The sequence below is a fragment of the Streptomyces bugieae genome (assembly GCF_036352915.1).
Lineage (GTDB): Bacteria > Actinomycetota > Actinomycetes > Streptomycetales > Streptomycetaceae > Streptomyces > Streptomyces endophytica.
Map to the genome: position 1 here is coordinate 79,703 of NZ_JAZBJP010000019.1, position 25,888 is coordinate 105,590.

The window sequence follows — 25,888 nt, forward strand, 5'->3', positions numbered from 1 at the left end:
GTTTGTCTTTCTGCTACCGGGGCGCCCTGCTCTCGCCCCGATACAGGTCTGGATGCGCGCCGAGCTCAGTCGGCGGCGGTGGCGGGCACGGGAACGGCCGCGTCGGCCTCCCCGTCGTTCCCGCAGCCCGGGCCGGGCGGGCCCTGCTCGCGCTGCTCCCGCAGCTCGGCAATGGCCGCCTCGAAGTCCTCGAGCGAATCGAAGGCCCGGTAAACGGACGCGAAGCGCAGGTACGCGACGAGGTCGAGTTCCTGCAGCGGGCCCAGTATGGCGAGCCCGACGTCATGGGTGGACAGCTCGGCGCTGCCGGTCGCGCGCACCGCTTCCTCGACCCGCTGGCCGAGCTTGGCGAGCGCGTCCTCGGTGACCGGGCGGCCCTGGCACGCCTTCCGCACCCCGGCGATGACCTTGTTGCGGCTGAAGGGCTCGGTGACCCCGCTCCGCTTGATCACCATCAGGGACGCCGTCTCGACGGTCGTGAAACGGCGGGAGCAGTCGGGGCACTGGCGGCGCCGGCGGATCGCCGTCCCGTCGTCCGTCGTCCGGCTGTCGACCACCCGGCTGTCGGGGTGCCTGCAGAAGGGGCAGTGCATGGCTCGACCCTCCTCACCCTCGCTATACGGACGTACGTACGCCAACGATCCCGGCGCACCACGAATAACCTCCGCCGGTCCCCATGGGCCCTCCGGAGCAGCCCCAAGCATAGGCGATCCCCGCGCCCCGAAGGACCAGGGACCACAACTTGTGGGCGGCCGATCGCATCTAACCACTAGATGTGGTGTCGGCCCGCTTACATCCGCCTACCGCGTGTCGCGAGGGGGGCGGGCCGGACGGCCGCCCACGAGGGTACGGGACGCCACCCGCCGGGGGGTGCGGCGGGGCGGGGATGACACAATCGGGCCGACCGCACGACCCCTCCGTTGCGCGCGAAAATTCGTCGCTCGGCCATACACCCAGCCACTTGATCGGGTCAGCCAATCAGCGAATATTTCACTCGAACGTGTGTTTGGCGCAACCTTTCGAAAGCAACTACCGTTGGCTAACTAGGGAGAACATTTCGAGAGGGGCCGACGTGACCACCACCGCAGACAGCGCGACCATCACCGCACAGAGCCACTCCCAGAGCCGGTTCGAACAGCCGCAAAAGGCACCGCGGCCGCCGATGGAAGACGCCACGTTGGACTCCGAAGAGCAGAAGCCCGCCCGATCGCTTCCCGGCCGGCCCCCAGGAATCCGCGCGGACAGTTCGGGGCTCACGGACCGCCAGCGCAGGGTGATCGAGGTGATCCGGGATTCGGTGCAGCGGCGCGGATATCCACCGTCCATGCGGGAGATCGGCCAGGCCGTCGGGCTGTCCAGCACCTCGTCCGTCGCCCACCAGCTCATGGCCCTGGAGCGCAAGGGCTTCCTGCGACGCGACCCGCACCGCCCGCGGGCGTACGAGGTCCGCGGCTCGGACCAGACCGCCACCAGCGCCGCGACGGAGACCGCCGGCAAGCCGGCCGCGTCCTACGTCCCGCTGGTCGGCCGGATCGCCGCCGGTGGCCCGATCCTCGCGGAGGAATCGGTCGAGGACGTCTTCCCGCTCCCCCGCCAGCTCGTCGGCGACGGTGAACTGTTCGTCCTGAAGGTCGTCGGCGACTCCATGATCGAAGCCGCGATCTGCGACGGCGACTGGGTCACGGTCCGCCGCCAGCCGGTCGCCGAGAACGGTGACATCGTCGCCGCCATGCTGGACGGCGAGGCCACCGTGAAGCGCTTCAAGCGCGAGGACGGCCATGTGTGGCTGCTGCCGCACAACTCCGCGTACCAGCCGATTCCCGGTGACGAGGCGACCATCCTCGGCAAGGTGGTGGCCGTACTGCGGCGGGTCTGACCCACCCCTCTCGACCGGGCTCCGGGACCACTGCGCCGGTCCCGGAGCCCTGCTGTGCGTATCGGACCCACCGGGCCGGTACCCGCAGCAGGGCTCTGCGCCCCCTGGCTCGCGCGCCCGTTACTGCTCCGACTTCTCCTCCGCCGCCTTGGCGGCCGCGTCGATGGCCGCCAGGGAGCGGCGGACCTGGTTCCGGTCGGTGGTGTACCAGAAGTCGGGCATCGAGGCGCGCAGGAACGAGCCGTAGCGGGCCCGCTCGACCCGCGGGTCCAATACGGCCACCACTCCGCGGTCGCCCGTGGCACGGACCAGGCGGCCGGCGCCCTGGGCCATCAGCAGCGCGGCATGGGTGGCCGCCACGGCCATGAAGCCGTTGCCGCCGGCCTCCTCGACGGCCTTCTGCCGGGCGCTCATCAGCGGATCGTCCGGGCGCGGGAACGGCACCCGGTCCATCACCACCAGCTGGCAGTTCGGGCCCGGCACGTCGACGCCCTGCCAGAGGGAGAGCGTGCCGAACAGGCAGGTCCGGGCGTCGGCGGCGAAGGCCCGGATCAGCTCGCCGAGGGTCTCCTCACCCTGGAGCAGGATCGGCATGTCCAGCCGGCCGCGCAGTTCCTCGGCGGCGGCCTGGGCGGCCCGCATGGACGAGAACAGGCCCAGGGTGCGCCCGCCGGCGGCCTCGATCAGCTCGGCGAGCTCGTCGAGCATGTCGCCGCGGCTGCCCTCCCGGCCCGGCTGGGCGAGGTGCTTGGCGACGTAGAGGATCCCCTGCTTCGAGTAGTCGAAGGGCGAGCCGACGTCGAGGCCCTTCCACGGGGGTGCGTCCTCGCGCTGGGTGCCCTCCGGGGAGAGCCCCAGGGAGGCCGCGACGCCGTTGAAGTCACCGCCCAGCTTGAGCGTGGCGGAGGTGAGGACCACCGAACGGTCCTCGAAGAGCTTCTCGCGCAGCAGCCCCGAGACGGACAGCGGCGCCACCCGCAGGGACGCGCCGAAGCGGTCGTGGCGTTCGTACCAGACCACGTCGTATTCGGAGCCGTTGGCGATGCGCTCGGCGACGGCGTGGACGTTCTCCACCGAGGCGAGCGCCTGCTTGCGGACGGCGTCCTCGTCCTGCACCGATTTGTCGCGGGTCGAGCCGAGCGCCGAGATGACCTCCCGGGCCGCGTCGCGCAGCGCCATGAGGCAGTAGCCCAGGTCCTCGGGGATCTCCTCCAGGCGGCCCGGCAGGGCCAGCTCCATCAGGCGCTCGAAGGTCTCAGCGGCGGTCTGCAGCTGATCGGCGGCCTTTTCGTTGACGAGCTTGGCGGCCCGGCGCACGGCACGGTTGACCTGGCCGGGGGTGAGCTCGCCGGTGGCGACGCCGGTGACCCGGGAGACCAGCTCATGGGCCTCGTCGATGATCAGGACCTCGTGCTGCGGGAGGACGGGGGCGCCCTCGATCGCGTCGATGGCCAGCAGCGCGTGGTTGGTGACGACCACGTCGGCCAGCTTGGCGCGCTCCCGGGCGGCCTCGGCGAAGCACTCCGCGCCGTACGCGCACTTCGAGGCGCCCAGGCACTCCCGGGAGGAGACCGAGACCTGGCCCCAGGCGCGGTCCGAGACGCCGGGCGTGAGGGCGTCGCGGTCGCCGGTCTCGGTCTCGTCCGCCCAGTCCCGCAGCCGCAGCAGGTCCTTGCCGAGCTTGCTGGTGGGGGTGGCCTGCTCGAAGACGTCGAAGAGGCCGTCCTCCTCTTCCTGCGGGGCGCCCTCGTGGAGGCGGTGCAGGCACAGGTAATTCGAGCGGCCCTTGAGCATGGCGAACTCGGGGCGGCGGCGCAGCTGGGGGTGGAGCGCGTCCACCGTCCGCGGAAGATCGCGCTCCACCAGCTGGCGCTGGAGCGCGAGGGTGGCCGTGGCGACGACCACCCGCTCGCCGTGGGCGAGCGCCGGCACCAGATAGCCGAGGGACTTTCCGGTGCCGGTGCCGGCCTGGACCAGCAGGTGGGAGCTGTCGTCGACGGCCTCGGCGACGGCCTCGGCCATCGCCACCTGGCCGGGGCGCTCGGTGCCGCCGACGGCGGTGACGGCGGCGTGGAGCAGATCGGGGAGGGAGGGCTTCGTCATAGCGCTGCAAGCCTACGCGGGACCACTGACACCGCGCCGGGTCACGGATGGTGGAGGGGGTTGGGAACGGTGCCGTGCACGGCGGCGTGCGGGCGCTCGCGGCGGTCGCGGTAGCCGTCCACATGCAGACGGTTGCGGTTCAGGCACAGCCGCTCGATCCGCGGGGTGAGCAGGTCGAACGTCTCGTACCGCTCCTTCAGGCCCGGGAAGCGCTCGTGGTGGCGGAGGATCTCCGCCCGTACGAGTGACCAGAACTCCTGCTCGGGAACGCCGAGTTGGTCCGCGCACAACGGGGCGAGGTAGCGGAAGACGCCGACGAACAGGCCGGAGTGGATGAACTGGGTGAGGAACCCGGGCGGTTCGGTGAGCAGGACCGTGCGCACGTCCTCCGGCATGGAGTCGTGCTCCGGCAGCGGCTGGGAGCTGGTGTTGACGTCGTCGACGAAGTCCTTGACCGCGAGGCGGGTGGGGACGTCGTTTTCGTCGAAGACCACGATGGCGTTCTCTCCGTGCGGGGAGAAGACGGTGCCGTACTGGTAGAGGAAATGCAGCAGCGGGGGGAGCAGCGCGGCGAAGAGGCGGGCCAGCCAGTCGCGGGGGGCCAGGCCGGAGCGGTGCACCAGCTCGGCGGTCAGCGCGTGGCCCTGCGGGTCGGTCTGCAGCAGGGCCGCCAGGGTGCGGCCCCGTTCGCCGGGGTCGAGGCAGCCGTGCAGCGGCTCCCGCCAGATGCAGCCGAGCAGTTCCTTGAACTGGTACGGGACGCCGGGCAGCCGGTCGTAGAGGGGGTGTTCGACGGTGACCGAGGCGATCTCGCCGAGCAGGATCACCCGGGTCTCGTCGCGGAGATAGGGGTCGGCGTCGCGCAGGCCGTGGACCCAGCGGGTGACCGCGGGCGCGGCGAGGGTGCGCTCGGTGGGCAGTCCGCGCCAGACCAGGGTGTTGAGGATGGACAGCGGCAGCTTGACCGTACGGGCTCCGGGCCGGCTGACGTTGAGGAAGGTGCGGATCGACTGCTGCGGCAGCCGGAGGTCGTTGTCAGTGGGCAGCGCGATGATGGATCTGTCCGCGAGTTGCGGGGCGAAGAGCGGGGCGATGGTCTCGTCCCACTGCCAGGGGTGTACGGGGAGGAAGAGGTAGTCGGCGGGGTCGCGTCCCTCGTCGGTGATGGCGCGGGCGAAGGCATGACGGGTGGCGGGGGTGAGTTCCTCGCCGTAGAGACGATCGGGGGTGGCCAGCGTGGGGATACCGCGGTAGTGGGCGATGCCGTGGTGCGCGGCGAGCCAGGGCAGGCGCTGGGCGGTGCGCGCTTCGGGGGCCCAGGTCGCCGCGTCGGTGGCCGAGAAGCCGAGCCGGCCCTTGTTGGCGACGAGCCAGGGGTGACCGGTCTGGTGGCCTTCGAGGGCGGCGTAGTCCAGGTCGGCGAGGTCGGCGGCGCTGAGGGCGGTGGCGTCGAGCCGGGTGTCGGCGGCCAGGGTGGCGGTCAGCTCCCGGATGAGGTGGCCGGTGGTGTCGCCGGACAGGCCCAGGACGGTGTCGTGGGCGTGCCTGAGGAAGTGGAAGGGGTCGGTGTCGGGGGTGATCGAGTCGGGGTCGACGCGCCAGTGGCCGTAGGCGCCGCGGCGGGCCCGGAAGCGGTAGGTGAGCCCGTCGGAGACCGGGAGGCGGTAGCGGGTGACGCCGTCCGGGCCGGTGCCGTCGGGCTCGGGGGCGAGGACTTCCTCGTAGGCGAATTCCGCCAGGATCTTGGCGAAGAGCCGGCGGGCGGCGTGCTGCCAGGCGTGCTGCGAAGGCTGGGGCTCAGGAGGCAAGGCGGGACTCCTCGAAGCGGGACCGCCCCGGCTCGTACGGGGGACAACCGGAGCGGCGGGGTGGACGGCGGACCGGTGCGGGGCCGTCGACGGACGGCCCCGGGGTCAGAGCAGGTGGCGGTGGGCGCGGTCGCGGACCATCAACGCCGCGCGCTTTTCCGGGAGTTCGATCTCGTCGGCGTAGCGGAAGCCCGCGGTCAGGAAGGCCGCGACGGACGCGGTGTTGCGCAGGTCGGGCTCGGCGAGGACCCGCGTGCAGTCCGGGCGGCGGTCGAGCACGAGGTCGGCGGTGGCGCGCAGCAGGGTGCTGCCCAGGCCGCGGCCGCGGTCGTGGGCGCGGCCGAGGAGGAGGTGGATCCCGGTGTCGTGGGGGCGTGCCGGGTAGTGCTGGGCGAGCGGGTCGAGATCGGCGCGGTAGATCTCCCAGTAGCTCATCGGTACGCCGTCGAGCACGCCCAGGCAGGGCACGCTCCGGCCGTCCCCGTCGAGCTGGCCGCGCAGGTGGGCGGCGGTGGTCTCCGGCGGCCCGGCCAGCTCCCAGAAGGCCGAGACGGCCGGGTCGTTCATCCAGGCGGTGATCCGCTCCAGGTCGCGGTCGGGCCGGACGGGGACGAGTTGGAACGGCCCGGCGGGTGTGCGGGCCGCTCCCCAGGCCGCCAGATCGTCGAGGAGCGGGCCGGCGGGGACCGGCGGCCGCCCGGGGCCGCCGGTGCCCCGGCTGGTGCGTTCCGCCGTGCGCGGGTGGCGGACGGCCTGGTCGGCGCTGGAGTCGATGCCGGAATCGGTGGATGGCACGGCGACGCTCTCCTCTCGTGGCCGGATGCCGCGTGGCCTTGTGGGTCGCGGGGCGTCGGCGCCGGGGACGGTGGGCGGGGGGCTGCGGTCGGACGGATCGGTGTCCTACGGAACGAGGGGGTTGGGCAGGGTGACGTAGACGGACTGGGTTTCGACGGGACCGACGAGTTCGTCCAGGCCGTGCAGCCGGGTCGCGAGGTTGGCCTTGCAGCGCAGGGTGCGGGCGGCCAGCAGCTGCTCGGGGAGCGGGGAGCGGTGTCCTTCGGGGGCCGTGGCGGCGTCGGCGAGGAACCTCCGGAAGGCGGCGAGCAGGATCTCCTCGCGGGCCAGGTGCTGGGACCCGAAGGCCCCGATGAGGCCGAGGACGTTGTTGATGCCCAGGTAGTAGGCGAAGCGTTCGTCGACGACGTCGTCGGCGACGAAGGAGTCGCTCACGGCGCCGATGCCGGGCAGCCGCCGTTCGAGGTCGGCGCGGCGGGAGGCGCGGAAGTAGTAGCCCTGGTTGTCGCGGTAGCGGCCACCGGTGGGCCAGCCGTCGGGGTCCAGCAGCACGAGGGTGTTCTGCTGGTGGGCCTCCAGGACGATCCCGGCCGTGCCGTCGAGCCACAGCAGGGGCCGGACGACCGCTTCGAGGTAGCGCAGGAACCACTCCGTGGCGACGGCGCCGGTGGGGCGTCCGGTGCGGGCGGCGAGGGTCCCGACGAGGTCTTCGAGGCGGGAGCGGACGCCCGCGTGGCCGGGCCAGGGGCGGGGCGAGGTGAGACCGGCGATGCAGACGGCGTCGTCGGTGCGGGTGAAGGGGTTGTGGCGGATGACGACGTCCAGGCCCTGGACGGGTTCGCCGTCGGGGCCGTCGACGGCGAGGTAGGCCGGGTCGCGGACGATGTCGAAGCAGGGGTGGGCGGTCTGCCACTGCTCGCCGAGTCCGGTGCGCAGCAGCCGGTGCACCTCGACGCCGCGGACCAGTTCCTTGCGGAGGTTCTCCCGGCGGGAGTTGGTGATGCGCAGCCCGAGGGAGAGCTTGAGCATGGCCTCCGCGTCGGGGCGGTGGACGGTGCGGACGGAGGAGGTGGGGTGCCAGAGCGGGCCGTGCGGGCCCAGGTCGTGCAGCAGTCCGGCATCGAGGAGGGCGGTGAGGTCCGGGCGCCCGGCCAGCTCCCGGGCCTGCCAGGGGTGCAGTGGCAACGGCACGGTCTCGTCGGGGAGTTGCAGGCCCTCGCCAGCGAGGCGGGCGGTGAGCCGTTCCGCCGGGACGGGCTTGCCGCGTTCGGTCCAGGCGGAGTCGGTGGCGACGGCGGAGCGGTGCACGGCGATCCAGTGCAGCGGGAAGGCGCCGCGCAGTTCGGGCGAGTAGGCCCGGGTCTCGGCGTCGCTGAGCCCTTCCCGGCTCTTGGGGGTGGGGTGCAGCGGATGGCCGAGGAGGAGGGACTGCTCGGCTTCGAGGAAGAGCGCGGCGTGGTCGTCGGCGGGCCGGGCGCGCCGGTCGGCGAGGAAGGCGGCGACGTTCCGGACGGAGTTGGCGACCCTGCCGAGGAGTTCGGCGCCGTCGCCGTCCGGTGTCGGCTCGCTCTCCGGGGCCGTCCGTTCCCCGCCGTCGGCGACGCGGTGTTCGCCGCCGTCCGAGGCCCGCCGGTCGCCGCCGTGCGCGGCCTCGCGGCGCAGCAGCGCGGCGAGCGTGACGGCGTCCAGCGGGGCGGCACCGGCCGGGGCGCCTTCGAGGCCGGGCGCGCCCAGGCGGTGCCAGCCGGTGGGCGACCAGTAGCGGACGGGGATGTGCAGGGCGGTGGCGCTGGCCGGCAGCGGGAGGCGGAGCCGGCCGCCGGCCGGCCGCGGGCTGCCGTTCTCCCGCAGCCAGCAGCGCAGCAGGTGCTCGATGCCGGCGGCGTCCGCGGCGACCGCCGGATCCGGGTGGTCAAGCGGGTCGCGCTCGCCGGGGACGCGGTCGTAGGGGGCGGGCGCGGTGAGCGGACCGGCGGCCCGGTCCGGGCCCTCGTGGGTCGGCTGGTGGCAGGCGTCCTCCGGGGCGCGCCGCTGCTGGCGGGGGACGGACTCGATCGTGCCGGCGCCGTGCTGCCGGTCGGGGTGGTGCTCGGCGGGCGGGGTGCCGTCGGGGCCGGGGCGTTCGTTCATGGGGTGGTGCCTCACAGTGTCGTGGGGGACGAGCCCGTCGGCCCGGGGTTGGTGCGGACCGCCGCCGTGATGGCGTCGGCGAGGCGGTCGAGGATCGCGTCCGCCTGTTCGTCGGTGATGGTCAGGGGTGGCAGCAGCCGTACGACGGCGGAGTGCCGGCCGCCCAGCTCGACGATCAGGCCGCGGTCCAGGCAGGCCTGCTGGACGGCGGCGGCGAGGTGCGGGGCGGCGGGGCGGGCGCCGCCGGGTTCGAGGTCGCCGTCGGGGTCGACGAGTTCGAGGCCGAGCATCAGTCCGCGGCCGCGGACGTCGCCGATGCAGTCGTGGGTGCCGGCCAGGGCGCGGAGCCGGTCGAGCATCCGGGCGCCGAGTTCCCCGGCGCGTTCGGCGAGGCCGTTGGCGCGGACGTGGGCGAGGGTGGCGCGGCCCGCGGCCATGGCGAGCTGATTGCCGCGGAAGGTGCCGGCGTGCGCGCCGGGCTGCCAGGCGTCGAGTTCCTCGCGGTAGACGATCACGGCCAGCGGCAGGCTGCCGCCGATCGCCTTCGACAGCACGAGCACGTCGGGCACGATGCCGCTGTGCTCGATCGCCCAGAAGGTGCCGGTGCGGCCGACGCCGGTCTGGACCTCGTCCACGATCAGCGGGATCTGCCGGGCCGCGGTGAGCTCCCGCATTTGCCGCAGCCAGCCGTCCGGCGCGGGGATCACCCCGCCTTCGCCCTGGACGGGTTCCAGGATCATCCCGGCCGGGCGGGGCACCCCGCTCTTGTGGTCGTCGAGGAGGTTCTGGGTCCAGCGGGCGGCGAGTTCGGCGCCGCGCTCCCCGCCGGTGCCGAAGGGGCAGCGGTAGTCGTAGGGGTAGGGCAGCCGGGCCACGCTGGTGTGCCGGGCGCCCCCGGAGGCGGCGAGCGCCTCGGCGGTCATGCCGTGGTAGGCGCCGGAGAAGGCCATCAGGCCGTCCCGGCCGGTGGCGGTGCGGACGAGTTTGAAGGCTGCCTCGACGGCGTCCGTCCCGGCCGGACCGCAGAACTGGATCCTCCCCTTTTCGGCCAATTCCCTGGGCAGCGTGGCGAACAGCTCGGTGGTGAAGGCGTCCTTGACCGGGGTGGCCAGGTCGAGGACGTGCAGCGGGGCGCCGGAGTCGAGGACCGTGCGGATCGCTTCCAGCACGACCGGGTGGTTGTGGCCGAGGGCAAGGGTGCCGGCGCCGGAGAGGCAGTCGAGGTAGCGCCGGCCGTCGGCGCCCTCGATGGTCAGCCCGCGGGCGCGCACCGGGACGATGGGCAGCGAGCGCGCGTACGTACGGGCTGCGGACTCACGCAGGGACTGTCGGCGCAGGATCCCCTCGTGGGCCGGCGGTGCGGCCGCCGGCACGGTTTCGGTCAACGCCACGGCAGTTGTGTCCTCCTGCTTGGTGAGCTGCTGCATACCGAGCGGGCCGGCGGGCAGCCCGGCCGTCCCCCGTACGTACCAACGACGACGGCGACGCCGGATCACGGCCCGGAGCAAGATCCTTGACGGGCTGGAACCGGGGACCCGAGTACCGCCGTCCCCATCGTCACCGGCATAGTGGGGTCTTGCGCCCGGATCTTGAGGTTCATGACAACTTCCGGAACCGGAGCAACTCCGCTCAAGCCACACCACTCGATTCATCAGGGGGATCCCACCCATGCGACCCATACGACGGCCCGTCCTGGCCGCCGCCGCGCTCACCGCTGTAGTGGCGCTCACCGCCACCGGCTGCGGGCCGGACAGCGACAACGCGGACGCCAAGCCCAGTCAGTCCGCGGCGGACACCACGGGTGGGGGTGCGATCAAGATCCCCAAGGACATCCAGGACAAGCTCAAGGAACACGGCGTCGACCTGGACAAGTGGAAGAACGGCGAGTGGAAGAACTGGGACCGGGACAAGTGGCTCCGGGAGGCCGGGGAGTTCATCAACCCGATCATCAAGAACTTCTGGAACCCCGACAAGATCGAGAAGGTCAAGCCGCCCAAGGACCCCAGCAAGCCCGAGGACATCTCGGAGGACCAGGGCAAGACGGATCCTGAGCCGGCCGCCGTCCCCGCTCAGGCCGTCAAGACCCCGTACACCGCCACCGCTCCCGGTGTGGGTCTGCTGCTGTTCAGCACCCCCGAGGGCGAGTCGCGCTGTTCCGCCACGGTCGTCAAGGACCCGGCGCACCCCGGTAAGTCCAACCTGGTGTGGACCGCGGCGCACTGTGTGCACGCCGGCAAGAACGGCGGCTGGTACCGCAACATGATGTTCGTGCCGAACTTCAACAAGACCGGTGGGACCGCCGGCCAGTTGAAGAACAAGCCCTTCGAGGAGCGCGTCCCGTCGGGCAAGTGGTGGGCCGACGACATGGCGACGTCCAGCGAGTGGATCAAGGACGGCGGCGCCGTTCCGGGCGTGCCGATGGCCCCGTACGACTTCGCGCTGATGCACGTGAAGCCGGAGGAGAGCACCGGCGGCAAGTCGCTGGAGGAGATGGCCGGCGGCGCGTACCAGGTCGACTTCAACGCCCCGGCGATGGCCAAGATCCCCAGCCTGACCGCGCAGGGCTACCCGGCCGAGCCGCCGTTCGACGGTGCCGCGCAGCAGAGCTGCACCGACAAGCCGACCCGGCTGTCGATGGACGCCAACAAGCCGACCATGTACCGCATCGGCTGCACCATGACCGGTGGCTCCTCCGGTGGCCCCTGGTTCATCAAGGGTGCCGACGGCAAGCCGGTGCTGGTGTCCAACATGTCGATGGGTCCGCGCCCGGCCCGCTGGTCGGCCGGCCCGCACCTGGGCCCGGAGGCCAAGGCCATGTTCGACAACATGAGCAAGAAGTGGGCGAGCAAGCAGTGATCCGCTGAGGTGGGACGGTGCCCGGCACCGTCCCACCGGGCCGCCACCACGGCGAAGGCCCGCTCCGGTCTCCCGGAGCGGGCCTTCCGCGTATCTACGGGCCGTGCGTGCCGGCCCTTACGCCGCCGGTACGAACGGGCGGAACTCGGCGGCCAGTTCCTCGTGCACCCGCGCCTTGAGGACCGTGCCCTCGGCGGTGTGCTCCTCGGAGAGGACCTCGCCCTCGGCGTGCGCCCGCGAGACCAGGGCGCCCTGGGTGTAGGGCACCAGCACCTCGATCTCGACCCGCGGCCGGGGCAGCTCCTCGTCGAGCAGGGCCAGCAGCTCCGCGAGGCCCTGGCCCGTACGGGCCGAGACCGCGATCGCGTGCTTCTCCTGGCGCAGCAGCCGCTGGAGGACCAGCGGGTCGGCCGCGTCGGCCTTGTTGACGACCACGATCTCGGGCACGTCCGTGGCACCGACGTCCCGGATCACCTCGCGGACGGCGGCCAGCTGCTCCTCCGGCACCGGGTGCGAGCCGTCGACCACGTGGAGGATCAGGTCGGAGTCGCCGACCTCCTCCATCGTGGAGCGGAACGCCTCGACGAGGTGGTGCGGCAGATGCCGGACGAAGCCGACGGTGTCGGCGAGGGTGTAGAGGCGTCCGCTGGGCGTCTCGGCCCGCCGGACGGTCGGGTCCAGGGTGGCGAACAGGGCGTTCTCCACCAGCACGCCGGCGCCCGTGAGGCGGTTGAGCAGCGAGGACTTGCCGGCGTTGGTGTAGCCGGCGATGGCGACCGAGGGGACCTTGTGGCGCCGGCGTTCCTGGCGCTTGATGTCCCGGCCGGTCTTCATCTCCGCGATCTCCCGGCGCAGCTTCGCCATCCGCTCGCGGATCCGCCGCCGGTCCGTCTCGATCTTGGTCTCACCGGGACCACGGGTGGCCATACCGCCGCCCGCCGAACCGGAGCCACCGCCACCCATCTGCCGGGACAGCGACTGGCCCCAGCCGCGGAGCCTGGGGAGCATGTACTGCATCTGCGCCAGCGAGACCTGCGCCTTGCCCTCCCGGGACTTGGCGTGCTGGGCGAAGATGTCGAGGATCAGGGCGGTCCGGTCGACCACCTTGACCTTGACGACGTCCTCGAGGTGGATCAGCTGGCCCGGGGAGAGCTCACCGTCACACACCACGGTGTCGGCCCCGGATTCGAGCACGATGTCGCGCAGCTCCAGGGCCTTGCCCGAGCCGATGTACGTGGCCGGGTCCGGCTTGTCGCGGCGCTGGATGACGCCGTCGAGCACCATCGCGCCGGCCGTCTCGGCCAGCGCCGCGAGCTCGGCGAGGGAGTTCTCCGCGTCCTGCACCGTCCCGGAGGTCCACACACCGACGAGCACCACGCGCTCCAGACGGAGCTGGCGGTACTCGACCTCGGTGATGTCCTCGAGCTCGGTGGAGAGGCCCGCCACACGGCGCAGGGCCGCACGGTCCGAGCGGTCGTACTGGTCGCCGTCGCGCTCCCCGTCGATCTCGTGGCTCCAGGCGACGTCCTCTTCCATCAGTGCGTCGGCCCGAAGGCTCTCGGCGAGGCGCTGCCGGTCCTGCGGAAGGGAAGAAGAGGAGGTCATTTGATCCTTTGTGTCGTTGGGAAGCCCTCACGGGGACCGGTTGGCCGGCCCCACCGGGACTGTCGTAGGTGTCAACGTACGACACGCCCCGGAGATTCCCGGGCTGCCGGCGCCGACCCGATGATGGTCGCACGGCCCGGGAGGGCCGTCACGCGGGTTTTCCGGGCGCGGCGGGTTTTCCGGCGGGCTTCACCGGAGCTCCGGTTTTGCCGGGCTGTCCGCCTTTCGCGGGCTGCCCCGGCTGCACCGGCTTGCCGAGATCGCCGGCCGCGCCGGGCCGCCACTGCGGGTGGCCGGGCATCGGCGGGGTGTGGGCGCCGTAGAGCCACTCCTGGAAGAAGCCGGTGAGGTTCTGCCCGGAAATCTTGGAGGCCAGCGCGGTGAAGTCGGCGGAGTCGGCCACGCCGTCCTTGTGGTGGGCCACCCATTCGCGTTCGAGCCGGTCGAAGGCCGCCGGGCCCATCTTCTGCCGCAGGGCGTAGAGGACGAGGGCGCCGCCGTCGTAGACGATGGGGCGGAAGATGCTGATCTTCTGGCCGGGGCTGGGGGCCTTGGGCGCGGCGGGCGGCCCGCCCTCGGCCCGCCACCCGTCGGACTGCTCGTACGCCCGGTGCATCCGGGTCTCCAGGCTGGCCCGGCTGTCGCCCTTCTCCTGGGCGTAGAGCGCCTCGTACCAGGTCGCGTGCGCCTCGTTGAGCCAGACGTCGGACCAGCGGCGCGGGCTGACGCTGTCACCGAACCACTGGTGTGACAGTTCGTGCACCATCACGGACTCCACGTACCAGGCGGGCAGGTGCTCGGCCGTGAACAGGTCCTTCTCGAAGAGCGAGAGGGTCTGGGTCTCCAGCTCGAATCCGGTGTGGGCGTTGGCGATCAGCACCCCGTACGCCTCGAAGGGGTAGGGGCCGACCTTGCGCTCCATCCAGGCGACCTGCGCCGGCGTCTTGGCCAGCCATTTGTTGAGCACCGCGCGGTTCGCGGTCGGGACCACGTCGCGGATAGGCAGGTCGTGCGGTCCGTGTTTGAACAGCACGCTGGACTTCCCGATGGAGACCTGCGCGAGTTCGGTGGCCATGGGGTGGGCGGTGCGGTAGGTCCAGGTACGGCGTGCCGCGCGGGTGCCGGACGCCCCCAGGGGCAGGCCGTTGGCGACCGCGGTCAGCTCCTGGGGCGCGCTGATGCGGAAGGTGAAGAACGCCTTGTCGGAGGGGTGGTCGTTGCAGGGGAAGACGCGGTGGGCGGCGTCCGCCTGGTTGGCCATCGCCAGCCCGTCGGTGGTGCGGAGCCAGCCGCCGTTGGTCTTGCCCCGGGGGTCGCTGGTGTGCTGGACGGAGATCTTGACCTGCTGTCCCCGGGAGATGTGGGACGACGGGATGACCACCAGGTCCTCGCCGTGCTGCTCGTACCGGGCGGGCAGGCCGCCGACCTTCACGGAGCGCACCGTGCCGCGGGCGAAGTCGAGGTTGAGCTGGTCGAGCTCGGTGGTGGCGTGCGCGGTGATCTCCGTGGTGGCGTTCATCGGCCGGTCGTTGTGGCCGGAGTAGTCCAGGGAGACGTCGTAGGACGTGACGTCGTAGCCGGTGTTGCCGAGCATGGGGAAGAGCCGGTCGCCCAGACCCTGCGCCCCGAGGGGCTGCGGCTCGGCCACGCCGAGGGTGGCGACGGCGGCCAGCCCGAGTGCGGCGGCCCGGCGGCCGGAGCGCCGGAGCCGGCCGGTTCGGGCACGGCGCGGCGCGGGGACGGTGCGGTCGGGGTCGCGGGACGGTCGGCGTGAGCGAAGGGACATGAACTACGGCTACCAACGCGGCCGCCTCCGCCGTGGGCGAGCCGTCAAACGGCACCCGAACGGGCGGTGCCCCGTGCGCCTGTCCCGCAGGGCGTCCTCCGGACGGCCCACAGCCGTCCGACGGGCCGTCACCATCCGTGGCCGGTCCGCCCTCAGGGGCGCATCGCCGCGGTCTGCCGGACCCGTCCGGCCCGCAACACGTCGAAGACGCCGGGCACTTGCCGCATGGCGCGCATCAGGGACGGCAGCCCGGCGGCGTTCGGCAGGTGGAGCGTGTACGTGTGGCGCACGCGCTGTTCGTGCGGGGGTTCGACGGCGGCGGACACCACGGCGGCGCCCTGGGCGGCGATCGCCTCGGTGAGGTCGGCGAGGAGGTGCGGCCGGCTGAAGGCCTCTGCCATGAGGGTGACCCGGCAGCCGTGGGCGCCCTGTCCCGCGCCCCGCCAGCGCACCCCGACCGGCTGCCGTCCGGTGGCCGCCATCCGGGCCACGACGGGGCACAGGGCGCGGTGCACGGTGACCGCGCCGCCCCGTACGGCGAAGCCGGTGACGGTGTCCGGCGGCACCGGTGTGCAGCAGCCGGCCAGCCGGACCGCGGCGCCGGGCAGGTCCGCGACCGCGAGGACCGAGCCGGGCGTGGCGCGGGCCCCTGCGGGGTGCTCGTCGCCGGGGGCGGGCCGGCCGGCGGACGAGGGCCCGGAAGGGGTCTCGGCGGGCCCCTGTGGGCCGATGGCGGGAGCCTGGGGGCCGGACAGCCAGCGGGCGATGGCGAGCCGCGCGGCGGGCGTACGGGCGTGGTCGAGCCATTCCGGCGAGGGGCCGGCGGCGGAGTCCGGGGCCATCAGGAGCTGCAGACTGTCGCCGTCGTGCAGGACGGTGGCGAGGGTGGCGAGCCGGCCGTTGACGCGCGCGCCGATACAACAGTGCGCCCGCTCGCCGTGCCGCTCGTACGCCGCGTCCACACAACTGGCGCCGGCGGGCAGGCCGATGGCCTCGCCGGCCGCCCCGTCCGTGGCGTCCGACCCGTCCGAGGGCGCGTCCGCGCAGAAGACCGTGATCTCCCGGTCCTGGGCGAGATCGTCGTGCAGCGAGGTCCAGAAGGTGTCCGGGTCGGGGGTGGTGCGCTGCCACTCCAGCAGGCGGGAGAGCCACCCGGGGCGGGTCGGGTCGGCCCGCTCGCCCTCGGGGGCGTCGGGCCCGTCCGTGGGGGCGTACGGGTTGCCCAGCGCGATCACGCCGGCCTCGGCGACCCGGTGCATCTGGTGGGTGCGGATCAGGGTCTCGCCGATCTCCCCGGACGGGACGGTGACGGCGGTGTGCAGCGACTGGTAGAGGTTGAACTTCGGCGTCGCGATGAAGTCCTTGAACTCGGAGACGACCGGCGTGAAGCAGGTGTGCAGTTCGCCGAGGACGGCGTAGCAGTCGGCGTCCTCGGCCACCAGCACCAGCAGCCGCCCCAGGTCGGCGCCGGTCAGCTCGCGGCGGGCCAGCCGTACGCGGTGCACGGAGACCAAGTGCCGTGGCCGGACGAGGACTTCGGCGTCGATGCCGGCCTCGGCCAGGACCGTGCGCATCCGCTCCGCGATGTCGGCGAGCGGGTCGGGCCGGCCGGCGTACTCCAGGACGAGGGCCTGCGTGGTGGCGTACTCCTCCGGATGCAGGATCGCGAAGACCAGGTCCTCCAGCTCGGCCTTCAGCGCCTGGACGCCGAGGCGTTCGGCCAGCGGGATCAGCACGTCGCGGGTCACCTTGGCGATCCGGGCCTGTTTCTCGGGCCGCATCACGCCGAGGGTGCGCATGTTGTGCAGCCGGTCGGCAAGCTTGATGGACATCACCCGGACGTCGTTGCCGGTCGCCACCAGCATCTTGCGGAAGGTCTCCGGCTCGGCGGCGGCGCCGTAGTCGACCTTCTCCAACTTGGTGACGCCGTCGACCAGGTAGCAGACCTCCGCGCCGAACCGTTCGCGAACCTGATCCAGCGTCAGATCGGTGTCCTCGACGGTGTCGTGGAGCAGCGAGGCGGTCAACGTCGTGGTCTCCGCGCCCAGTTCGGCGAGGATCAGGGTCACGGCCAACGGGTGGGTGATGTACGGCTCGCCGCTTTTGCGCAGCTGCCCGCGGTGCGAGGACTCGGCGAGCAGATAGGCCCGGGCGAGGGTGTCCAGGTCGGCGTCGGGGTGGTGGCGGCGGTGCACCTTGGCGACGTGTTCCAGGGCGTGCGGGAGGCCGTCGCGGGGGGCCGCGCCGAGTGCGGCGCGGCCGATGCGGCGCAGCCCTCTGAGCTCCAGTCGGCGGCGGCCGCGCCTGCGGCCCGCTGCTCCAGGGTTACCAGGGTTCGTGGCCTCTGCGCTCATGGGCACCTCCGGCAGCGTCGACCGGCGGTGGGACGCGCCAGTTCCGGCATCCCGGGCCGGTGCTTGATGCTATCGAGCCCATCACGCAGCGCTGTCCACCTCTCGCTCAGAGTGATACGGATCACCCGTTCGAGCGAATCTTTTGGCCTGAACCGTTTCTGCAGGGCGGGCGGGGAGTGTCCCCGCCCGGCCTCCCTGCCGTGGGCCGGTCAGGCGAGCGCGGCGGCCAGCCAGGAGGGGTCGAAGGTGCCCTCGGCGACGATCTCGGCCGGTCCGGTCATCTCGACCGTGCCGTCCGGCAGCTCGGTGATCTTCAGGCTGCCGCCGAGCACATCGACCGTGTACGTGACAGGGGTTCCGGTCGTCGCCGGGTCCAGACCGTCCCTCCGGACGGCCGCGACGGCCACCGCGCAGGCGCCGGTGCCGCAGGACCGGGTCTCGCCCGAGCCGCGCTCGTAAACCCGCATCGCCACGTGCCGGGGCCCGCGGTCGACCACGAACTCGATGTTGACGCCGTCGGGATAAACCGCGGCGGGGCTGAACGGCGGTACGGCCAGCAGGTCGCCGGCGTGGGCCAGGTCCTCGACGAACGCGACCGCGTGCGGATTGCCCATGTTGACGTTGCGGGCCGGCCAGCTGCGGCCGCCGAGCGTGACCACGACGCCTTCCTCGGGCAGCTCGGCGCGGCCCATGGAAACCGTGACGTCGCCGGTCTTGGCGACGTGGACGCGGCGCACGCCGGCGCGGGTGGCGATGGCGAGGTCGCCGGCCTCGGCCAGGCCGGCGTGGAGGAGGTAGCGCGCGAAGACCCGGACGCCGTTGCCGCACATCTCGGCGATCGAGCCGTCGCCGTTGCGGTAGTCCATGAACCACTCGGCCTCGTCGGCCTGATCGCGCGCCTCCGGGTGCGCGGCGGCCCGTACGGCGCGCAGCACGCCGTCACCGCCCAGGCCGGCCCGCCGGTCGCAGATCCGGGCGACCGCGGCCGCGGGCAGGTCGAGCAGGCCGTCCGGGTCGGGGACGATCACGAAGTCGTTCTCGGTGCCGTGTCCCTTGAGGAACGGCACCCGCTGCGTACTGGTCACCCTTGCATCGTACGGGGCGGGGGTGACAGGGGTGGGCGGGGCGGGGTTGGGGGCCGCTCGGAGCGGTGTGCTCGGAGGGGTGTGCTCGGAGCGGTGTGCTCGGAAGGGTGTGCTCGGAGGGTGTGCGCGCTCGGGGGGTGCTCCTGACCCGCCCACCCCCCGAAGGGGGGTGGGCGGCGGGGAAAAAAGTGGCAGGGGAAAGAGGAGCACGTCATGAGGAAAGAGGAGCGCGCCATTCCGCGCAGCCGGCAGAGGGACGCCGTGCAGCCGGGACAGGACGCCGCGCAGCCCGGAGAGAGGCGGGCTCACCGTCGCCCGGACAGGAGCGCGTCAGCGCAGTCGGGCCACGCGCCAGATGGCCAGGGCCGCGGGGACGGCCACCACCAGGGCGTACAGCAGGACCACCCGCCAGCTGGCGCGGCGGCCGGAGCCGCGGGCGGGGAGTCCTGGCCAGGTGTGGCCGACGCGGCGGGCGGCCATCATGCCCCAGCCGGCCGCGCAGCAGCACAGCAGCAGGCCGAGCATCGCGATCACCGCGCCGCCGTCGCCGCCGAACTCGAAGGCCAGCGGGAAGGCGAACATCAGCGAGCCGAGGGCCGCCAGCCCGACGATCGGTGCGAGCTGCCACAGCCGCAGCCGGCGCGGCGGACGCAGCTCACGGAACGACTCTCCGCCCTCACCGGACCCGCCGGCGGCGTCCGGTCCGTCGGAGTCGTCCAGCGCCCCGGTGGCGTCCAGGGCGTCGGGGTGGCCCAGAGGTACGGAGGTCCCCAGGGGATCGGACGGGGCGAGCGGGTCGCGGCCGAGGGCGTCGCCGTCGGACGGACCGTCCTCGGCGAAGCCGTCGTGGGACAGGTCGCCGTGCGGGCCGTCGGCGGTCAGCGGTGCCGTGTCGGTGTCCGTGTCAGCGCCGTTGTCCGGCTGCTGGGCTCGGTTGCGAGGGCCGGCCTCCATTGCCACGCGCCCTCCCCACTGCCGCATGCACGCCTCGATCGAAGGTCGATGATGACACGCCCTCAGGGGCCCTGATGACGGCCGGAGCGTCCCGATGCCATGACGTGATCAGGCTGTGACCGGTCGTTCGAGCAAGGCCAGAGCCTGCTCAGGGAGTTCCGCCCGGTGCTCGGCCGCACCGCTGAGCCAGTGGACGCGCGGGTCCCGGCGGAACCACGAGTCCTGACGGCGCGCGAAGCGCTTGGTGGCGCGCACCGTCTCATCACGCGCCTGCGCTTCCGTGCACTCCCCCGCCAGCTGCGCGAGCACCTGCTGGTAGCCGAGCGCCCGGGAGGCGGTCAGGCCCTCCCGCAGCCCTTCGGCCTCCAGGCGGCGCACCTCGTCGACGAGGCCCGCCTCCCACATCCGGTCGACCCGCCGGGCGATCCGCTCGTCGAGTTCGGGGCGCGCGACGTCGACCCCGATCTGCACGGTGTCGTAGACCGCCTCGTGACCGGGGAGGTTGGCGGTGAAGGGGCGGCCGGTGATCTCGATGACCTCCAGGGCGCGCACGATGCGGCGGCCGTTCCCGGGCAGGATGGCGCGGGCGGCCTCCGGGTCGGCGGTGGCCAGCCGGGCGTGCAGGGCGCCGCTGCCCAGTTCGGCCAGTTCGGCCTCCAGACGGGCGCGCACCGCAGGGTCGGTGCCGGGGAACTCCAGGGCGTCGATGGCGCCGCGTACGTACAGGCCGGAGCCGCCGACGAGGACCGGGGGGCGGCCCTCGGCGAGCAGCCGGTCGATCTCGGCGCGGGCCAGCCGCTGGTACTCGGCGACGTTGGCGGCGCGGGTGACCTCCCAGACGTCCAGGAGGCGGTGCGGTACGCCCTGCTGCTCCTCGGGCGTGAGCTTGGCGGTCCCGATGTCCATGCCGCGGTAGAGCTGCATGGAGTCGGCGTTGATGACCTCGCCACCCAGGTGTCGGGCGAGCGCGACGCCCAGATCGGACTTTCCGGCCGCGGTGGGGCCGACGACGGCGATGACCCGCGGAGCGGGGACGGCGGTGTTCACCACGTCAGTCTCCCAAACATCGCGGGCCCATCTCGAACGAGCGACGTGACGGGCCACCGATGAGGTCGTTGCCTGTTGCGAGGTCCCGAGAGAGCCGGTGCAGCACCGGCGCCCGTGGGCGGCGCAACGGTCCGCTCCGGGCGGCAGGGGATTTCGCCCACATGAAGAGCGTAGGAGCAGTTATGGGCGTGTTTTCGCGGTTTCGCCGCCGTAAGTCCGAAGCGTTGACGGAGGAGAGCGCCGCAACGTCGGTGACGGCCGAGGCGGAGGAGCCGGCGAAGTCGGCCGCTTCGGCGGAGGCCGAGGGCGCCGACGAAGCCCTGGGGGCCGGGGAGGCCGAGAAGGCCGAGGAGTCCGCGGGGGCCGAGGAGGCCGCGGCCGGCGACGGGTCCGCGGCGGACGCGGTGGCCGAAGGCGTGGCGGACGACGCGGCGGAAGCGGCGGCCCCGGAGGTGTCCGGTGACGGGACGGGTGACGGACAGAGTGCGGAGACCGCCGAGGCGGCCGCCGAACAGGCCGCTGAGACGGCACCCGGACCGGCCGCCGAGCAGGCCGCCGACGGGGAAGCGCACGGTGCGGCGGAGCAGACCGCGGAGAGCGCCGGGATTCCCCGGCAGCAGTCGGTCCGGGCCGCGGCGGACAGCGAGTCGGGCGAGGGCGCACGGAAGTGACGCAGGAGTAATTCACGCGCGTCGGAAAGACGGGCGGCGCACGACGGCCGCGAGGTGGCTCACCACCTCGCGGCCGTCGTGTCGTGTCCACCACGGAGCGGAGGTCGCCGGACCAACCCCCAGGAGGGTCGGCGCGCCACCGGGCTGCCGGTGACGACCGACCCGCCGTAGTGGCTCACCGCCGCAGTGGCCTACCCGCCGTAGTGGCTACGACCAGGTGGCGACGAAGTACCCCACGCCGTACGGGGCCTCCTCGCGCAGCAGCCGGCCGCCCAGCCCCGCGCCCTCGGCGGCACCCGCCAGGAGCTGCCAGCCGGCCCGTCCGGAGGCCTGGAGGGCGGCGGCGAGCTGGGCGTCCAGCGCGCTCAGCGCGGCGACGTCGGCGGCGCCCAGCGCGCGGGCCACGGCGGCGTCGAAGGGCTCGGCCCGGTCGTCGAGGTAGCCGGGCGCCTTGACCGTCCGGCAGGCGCTGCCGTCGCCCATCACCAGCAGGGCGACCCGGGGCGCGCGGGTGGCGATCTCCCGGCCGGCCGCCAGGGCCCGTTCAGCGGGCAGCGCCGGGTCCAGGCCCAGGCCCTCCACGGGGGCGTCGGCCCAGTCCGCGCGGGAGAGCAGCCAGGCGCCGATGGAGAGGGACGGCGGGAGCGGCCGCTCGGCGGCGGCCTCCGCGGCGCCCAGCGTCACGTCGATCGGCACCCCGAAGCCGCGGAACGATCCGACGGCACCCTCGGGGTGCGGGCCGCGGGTGACCTCGTCGGCGGGGCCGACGACGACCAGCCGGTCCGGGCGGGCCGCGGCGAGCAGGCCGATCGCGTCGAGGCAGGCGGCGCGCAGCGGTTCCAGCTCGGGCGCGGCCCCGGCGGCGACCTCCGGGACGAGCAGCGGCGGGCAGGGGCAGATGGCGGCGGCTACGAGCATGCCACGCAGCGTAACGCCCCCGGCCCGCCGTCCTCGCGGTCAGTCGCAGCCGCAGCCCGCGGTGGGTGCCGGGCTCGGGGCCGGGGCACCGATGGTGGGCAGGCCCAGCAGGACGCCCTTGGGCTTCTCGGCCGGGGCGGCGGTGCGCTTCTCCCAGGCGTCGCCGGCGCGGGTGCGGCGGACCGCCTTGGCCGGGCCCTCCGCGAGGAGGTGGTGCGGAGCGGCGTAGGTCACCTCGACGGTCACCACGTCGCCGGGGCGGACCGGCTCCTCGGGCCGGGTGAAGTGCACCAGGCGGTTGTCCGGCGCCCGGCCGGAGAGGCGGTGGGTCGCGTCGTCCTTGCGGCCCTCACCCTCGGCGACCATGACGTCCAGGGTGCGGCCGACCTGCTTCTTGTTCTCCTCCCAGGAGATCTCCTCCTGGAGGGCGACCAGCCGCTCGTAGCGCTCCTGGACGACGGCCTTGGGGATCTGGCCGTCCATCTCGGCCGCGGGGGTGCCGGGGCGCTTGGAGTACTGGAACGTGAACGCCTGGGCGAAGCGGGACTCGCGGACCGTGTGCAGGGTCTGCTCGAAGTCCTCGTCGGTCTCGCCCGGGAAGCCGACGATGATGTCCGTCGAGATCGCGGCGTCCGGCATGGCGGCGCGCACCTTCTCGATGATGCCGAGGAACCGCTCCTGGCGGTACGAGCGGCGCATGGCCTTGAGGACCTGGTCGGAGCCGGACTGCAGCGGCATGTGCAGCTGCGGCATCACGTTGGGCGTCTCGGCCATGGCGGCGATCACGTCGTCGGTGAAGTCGCGCGGGTGCGGGGAGGTGAAGCGCACCCGCTCCAGGCCCTCGATGTTCCCGCAGGCGCGCAGCAGCTTGCTGAAGGCCTCGCGGTCGCCGATGTCGGAACCGTAGGCGTTGACGTTCTGCCCGAGCAGGGTGATCTCGCTGACGCCCTCGGCGACCAGCGCCTCGACCTCGGCGAGGATGTCGCCGGGCCGGCGGTCCTTCTCCTTGCCGCGCAGCGCCGGGACGATACAGAAGGTGCAGGTGTTGTTGCAGCCGACGGAGATCGACACCCAGGCCGCGTACGCGCTCTCGCGGCGGGTCGGCAGCGTGGAGGGGAACGCCTCCAGCGCCTCGGCGATCTCGACCTGCGCCTCTTCCTGGACGCGGGCCCGCTCCAGCAGGACCGGCAGCTTGCCGATGTTGTGCGTCCCGAAGACCACGTCGACCCAGGGGGCCTTCTTGACGATGGTGTCGCGGTCCTTCTGCGCGAGGCAGCCGCCCACGGCGATCTGCATGCCGGGGTGCGCCGCCTTCTTGGGGGCGAGCTGGCCGAGGTTGCCGTAGAGGCGGTTGTCGGCGTTCTCCCGCACCGCGCAGGTGTTGAAGACGACGACGTCGGCCTCCTCGCCCCCCTTGGGCGCACGGACGTACCCGGCCTCCTCCAGCAGCCCGGACAGCCGCTCGGAGTCGTGGACGTTCATCTGGCACCCGTAGGTGCGGATCTCATAGGTCTTCGGCACGCCCACGACGTGGCTGCGGTCGGTGCTGCTGGTCATTCCTCAAGGGTAAGGGCCCGCCGGAGAAGCCTTCTCCCCGCGGGCCCGGAGGCCCGTCCGCGCCCGCCCCTGACCGGCGGGCGAGGCCTCGTCACCCCCCTCGACATCACTCTCCTCCCTGGGAATCGCTCCCCCCGAAGAGCTCGATCAGCCGCAGTACCTCCGCCCCGAAGTACCGCTCCGACGCATCCGGCCGGTCCCGTAGGGCGGCCGCCGCCTCCCGGACGGCCGGATCGTGCCGCTGCTGGGCCGCGGACGTCGTCGCCCACCACACCTCGTGGTCGACGTCCGGTTCGGCCAGGGCGCGGGCCAGCAACTCCTCGAAGGCGGGCCGGACCCCGAAGCGGGGCTCCAGCACGGTGAGGATCGCGGTGTGCCCGGTGCGGACCCTCAACTCGCCCAGCGACAGCTCCTCACAGGTCGTCCCGAACGCGCCCCGGACGGTCCTGCGCCGGACCGGCTCCGCCGGCCCACTCCTCCCGGTCGTCCCGTGCCTGCGCCGCAACTCGTCCACGGCTCCCGTCTCGTGCCAGTACCGGGCCAGCGCCAGGGCGTCGCGCCCCGCGCCGTCCTTGTGCCAGAGCTGTGCGCCGCGGCGGACGAGCGCTTCCGTGATCTCGTACGCCCCGCGGTCGACCGCCCGCAACAGGGCGGTGCGGCCGTCGGGGGCCACCCGGTCCAACCGCGCCGCCCCGCTCAGCAGCTCCACCACCGGCAGGTCGAAGGCGTCCACCGCCAGGCAGAGCGCCGGCGTGCCGGCCCCGTCGACGGTGTCCGGATCGGCCCCGGCGTCGAGCAGCGCGTCCGCCGCCGCCACGTCCCCGCTCCGTACGGCCGCGATGAGTGCCTCGTCGTCCACGTCCCGTCCCCCGTTCCGCGTCCCGCGCGCCCACCGGCGGCCCGCCGTCAAAGGATCACGGCCGAGCGGAGCGTGGTCGACCCCAGGCCCCGGCCCCCCTCCCGCCGAAGCCGCGCACCTGGCAGGATCCCGCCCATGGTCACCGCACTCCCCCGCCCGGGCCACCGGGCGTTCCAGGCAGGCGTCGCGGCGCTGGTCGTGCTCGGGCTGGCGCTGTGGTGGCTGCTGTCCATGGGGAGCGCGCCCGCGCCGAGCGGCCAGGTGACGATGGCGACGGGCGTGCCGACGGGGGTGTACGCGCGCTACGGGGAGCTGCTGCAGCAGGACCTGGCGCACGACATGCCGGACCTACGGCTGCGGCTGATCCGCAGCGAGGGGTCGATCGACAATCTGCGCCAACTGGTGTCCGGGCGGGCGGAGTTCAGCATCGCCACGGCTGACGCGGTCGCCACCTACCAGTTCCGGGGCGAGCCGGGCGCGGACCGGCTGCGGGCCTGTGCGCGGCTGTACGACGACTACATGCAGCTGGTGGTGCCCAAGCGGTCGGCGGTGCGCTCGACCAAGGATCTGCGGCACCTGCGGGTGGGTGTCGGGAGCGACGACTCGGGCGTGCAGCTGATCACCCGGCGGCTGCTGGAGGCGGCCGGACTCGACTTCGACCAGGACATCAAGCCCGTGCGCGTGGGCATCGACCGGATGCCGAAGCTGCTGGAGCAGGGGAAGCTGGACGCCTTCTTCTGGTCGGGCGGGCTGCCGACGACGGCGGTCCAGCGGCTCGCGGAGCGGTTCCCCGTACGGCTGGTGCAGCTCGGCGACCTCACCGAGGGCCTGCACCGGCAGGGCGAGCGCACCCGCTACTACCGGGCGGCGGTGATGCCCGCCGACGCCTATCCGCGGGCCCAGGACGGGCAGGCGGTGAAGACGATCGCGGTGGCGAACCTGCTGGTCACGACGGACCGGGAGGACGCGGCGCTGACCCAGGGCATCACCCGGACGGTGATCGACAGCCGGGACTGGATCGGGCGTCAGGTGCATGCCGCGCAGAAGGTGGACCTGCGGACGGCGGTGTTCACCGATCCGCTGCAGCTGCACGAGGGCGCCCGGCGCTACTACGTGTCCGTGAAGCCCTGAGTGACCCCCGGCACCCCCGAAGAGCATCCCGGCCCAAAAAAGCGCCCTGGCCTGCGACGGACGGTGCCGTCGCAGGCCAGGGCGGACGCGCGGGGCGTCAGGCGGGGATGATGTTCTCCGCCTGGGGGCCCTTCGGGCCCTGGGTCACGTCGAACGAGACCTTCTGGCCCTCCAGGAGCTCACGGAAGCCCTGAGCCTGGATGTTCGAGTAGTGGGCGAAGACGTCGGGGCCGCCGCCGTCCTGCTCGATGAAGCCGAAGCCCTTTTCCGAGTTGAACCACTTGACGGTGCCGGAAGCCATGTTTTTCTCCATTCATGGGGCAAACCGGGAACCGCACCGTGCGGTCCCCTTC

General features: G+C 73.1%; 20 protein-coding genes. 4 read left to right on the forward strand and 16 right to left on the reverse strand.

What is annotated here, in order from left to right:
- Nucleotides 1–65: 65 nt before the first annotated feature.
- Nucleotides 66–593 carry a transcriptional regulator NrdR gene (gene nrdR, locus V2J85_RS25490; RefSeq protein WP_261955314.1) on the reverse strand — a complete coding sequence of 176 codons (528 nt, stop codon included), beginning with the start codon at nucleotides 591–593 and terminating at the stop codon, nucleotides 66–68.
- A gap of 479 nt (nucleotides 594–1,072) precedes the next feature.
- Between nrdR and lexA the strand changes: the two genes are divergently transcribed.
- On the forward strand, nucleotides 1,073–1,876 hold the full coding sequence (gene lexA, locus V2J85_RS25495) for a transcriptional repressor LexA (RefSeq protein ID WP_261955315.1): 804 nt from the start codon (nucleotides 1,073–1,075) through the stop codon (nucleotides 1,874–1,876).
- A gap of 120 nt (nucleotides 1,877–1,996) precedes the next feature.
- Here lexA and V2J85_RS25500 read toward each other — a convergent pair whose 3' ends face one another.
- From V2J85_RS25500 to V2J85_RS25520, 5 genes are all read right to left on the reverse strand, one after another.
- Nucleotides 1,997–3,979 (reverse strand): ATP-dependent DNA helicase, encoded by a 1,983-nt coding sequence (locus V2J85_RS25500; protein ID WP_261955316.1) that lies wholly within the window; start codon nucleotides 3,977–3,979, stop codon nucleotides 1,997–1,999.
- A gap of 41 nt (nucleotides 3,980–4,020) precedes the next feature.
- Entirely contained in the window at nucleotides 4,021–5,787 is a 1,767-nt protein-coding gene (locus V2J85_RS25505; RefSeq protein WP_261955317.1) for an IucA/IucC family protein, read from the reverse strand.
- 105 nt (nucleotides 5,788–5,892) lie between these two features.
- Nucleotides 5,893–6,582: a GNAT family N-acetyltransferase gene (locus V2J85_RS25510; RefSeq protein ID WP_261955318.1), complete on the reverse strand. Its 690-nt coding sequence runs from the start codon at nucleotides 6,580–6,582 to the stop codon at nucleotides 5,893–5,895.
- Between the two features lie 105 nt (nucleotides 6,583–6,687).
- Nucleotides 6,688–8,712 (reverse strand): IucA/IucC family protein, encoded by a 2,025-nt coding sequence (locus V2J85_RS25515; protein ID WP_330822827.1) that lies wholly within the window; start codon nucleotides 8,710–8,712, stop codon nucleotides 6,688–6,690.
- 11 nt (nucleotides 8,713–8,723) lie between these two features.
- Nucleotides 8,724–10,103 (reverse strand): diaminobutyrate--2-oxoglutarate transaminase family protein, encoded by a 1,380-nt coding sequence (locus tag V2J85_RS25520; RefSeq protein ID WP_330822861.1) that lies wholly within the window; start codon nucleotides 10,101–10,103, stop codon nucleotides 8,724–8,726.
- Between the two features lie 277 nt (nucleotides 10,104–10,380).
- Between V2J85_RS25520 and V2J85_RS25525 the strand changes: the two genes are divergently transcribed.
- A complete protein-coding gene (locus V2J85_RS25525) occupies nucleotides 10,381–11,568 on the forward strand; it encodes a trypsin-like serine peptidase (RefSeq protein WP_330822829.1) in 1,188 nt (395 codons plus the stop codon).
- A 117-nt stretch (nucleotides 11,569–11,685) separates the two neighbouring features.
- Here V2J85_RS25525 and hflX read toward each other — a convergent pair whose 3' ends face one another.
- The 6 genes from hflX to miaA all read right to left on the reverse strand — a co-directional run bounded on the left by hflX (nucleotide 11,686) and on the right by miaA (nucleotide 20,399).
- Nucleotides 11,686–13,173 carry a GTPase HflX gene (gene hflX, locus V2J85_RS25530; protein ID WP_261955321.1) on the reverse strand — a complete coding sequence of 496 codons (1,488 nt, stop codon included), beginning with the start codon at nucleotides 13,171–13,173 and terminating at the stop codon, nucleotides 11,686–11,688.
- Between the two features lie 148 nt (nucleotides 13,174–13,321).
- Nucleotides 13,322–14,959, reverse strand: a complete 1,638-nt coding sequence (locus tag V2J85_RS25535) for a M1 family metallopeptidase (protein WP_261955322.1) — start codon at nucleotides 14,957–14,959, stop codon at nucleotides 13,322–13,324.
- 152 nt (nucleotides 14,960–15,111) lie between these two features.
- Nucleotides 15,112–17,313, reverse strand: a complete 2,202-nt coding sequence (locus V2J85_RS25540; protein WP_330822831.1) for a RelA/SpoT family protein — start codon at nucleotides 17,311–17,313, stop codon at nucleotides 15,112–15,114.
- 209 nt (nucleotides 17,314–17,522) lie between these two features.
- Nucleotides 17,523–18,398, reverse strand: coding sequence for a diaminopimelate epimerase (dapF, locus tag V2J85_RS25545; RefSeq protein ID WP_261955324.1), 876 nt, complete (start codon nucleotides 18,396–18,398; stop codon nucleotides 17,523–17,525).
- A gap of 330 nt (nucleotides 18,399–18,728) precedes the next feature.
- Nucleotides 18,729–19,352, reverse strand: coding sequence for a hypothetical protein (locus V2J85_RS25550; RefSeq protein WP_261955325.1), 624 nt, complete (start codon nucleotides 19,350–19,352; stop codon nucleotides 18,729–18,731).
- Between the two features lie 108 nt (nucleotides 19,353–19,460).
- Nucleotides 19,461–20,399 (reverse strand): tRNA (adenosine(37)-N6)-dimethylallyltransferase MiaA, encoded by a 939-nt coding sequence (gene miaA, locus V2J85_RS25555; RefSeq protein WP_261957404.1) that lies wholly within the window; start codon nucleotides 20,397–20,399, stop codon nucleotides 19,461–19,463.
- A gap of 188 nt (nucleotides 20,400–20,587) precedes the next feature.
- Between miaA and V2J85_RS25560 the strand changes: the two genes are divergently transcribed.
- Nucleotides 20,588–21,070, forward strand: coding sequence for a hypothetical protein (locus V2J85_RS25560; protein ID WP_330822833.1), 483 nt, complete (start codon nucleotides 20,588–20,590; stop codon nucleotides 21,068–21,070).
- Nucleotides 21,071–21,277: 207 nt separating this feature from the next.
- Here the strand turns inward: V2J85_RS25560 and V2J85_RS25565 are convergent, their stop codons facing one another.
- The 3 genes from V2J85_RS25565 to V2J85_RS25575 form a co-directional block, all read right to left on the reverse strand.
- A complete protein-coding gene (locus V2J85_RS25565) occupies nucleotides 21,278–21,988 on the reverse strand; it encodes a class III extradiol dioxygenase subunit B-like domain-containing protein (RefSeq protein ID WP_261955327.1) in 711 nt (236 codons plus the stop codon).
- 39 nt (nucleotides 21,989–22,027) lie between these two features.
- Nucleotides 22,028–23,545 carry a tRNA (N6-isopentenyl adenosine(37)-C2)-methylthiotransferase MiaB gene (gene miaB / locus V2J85_RS25570; RefSeq protein ID WP_261955328.1) on the reverse strand — a complete coding sequence of 506 codons (1,518 nt, stop codon included), beginning with the start codon at nucleotides 23,543–23,545 and terminating at the stop codon, nucleotides 22,028–22,030.
- A gap of 106 nt (nucleotides 23,546–23,651) precedes the next feature.
- Nucleotides 23,652–24,404, reverse strand: a complete 753-nt coding sequence (locus tag V2J85_RS25575) for an ankyrin repeat domain-containing protein (RefSeq protein ID WP_330822835.1) — start codon at nucleotides 24,402–24,404, stop codon at nucleotides 23,652–23,654.
- 135 nt (nucleotides 24,405–24,539) lie between these two features.
- Here V2J85_RS25575 and V2J85_RS25580 point away from each other — a divergent pair, with 135 nt between their 5' ends.
- Complete coding sequence (locus V2J85_RS25580) at nucleotides 24,540–25,535, forward strand: TAXI family TRAP transporter solute-binding subunit (RefSeq protein WP_330822836.1); 996 nt, start codon at nucleotides 24,540–24,542, stop codon at nucleotides 25,533–25,535.
- A 97-nt stretch (nucleotides 25,536–25,632) separates the two neighbouring features.
- Here the strand turns inward: V2J85_RS25580 and V2J85_RS25585 are convergent, their stop codons facing one another.
- A complete protein-coding gene (locus V2J85_RS25585; RefSeq protein WP_030288153.1) occupies nucleotides 25,633–25,836 on the reverse strand; it encodes a cold-shock protein in 204 nt (67 codons plus the stop codon).
- Nucleotides 25,837–25,888: the final 52 nt, after the last annotated feature.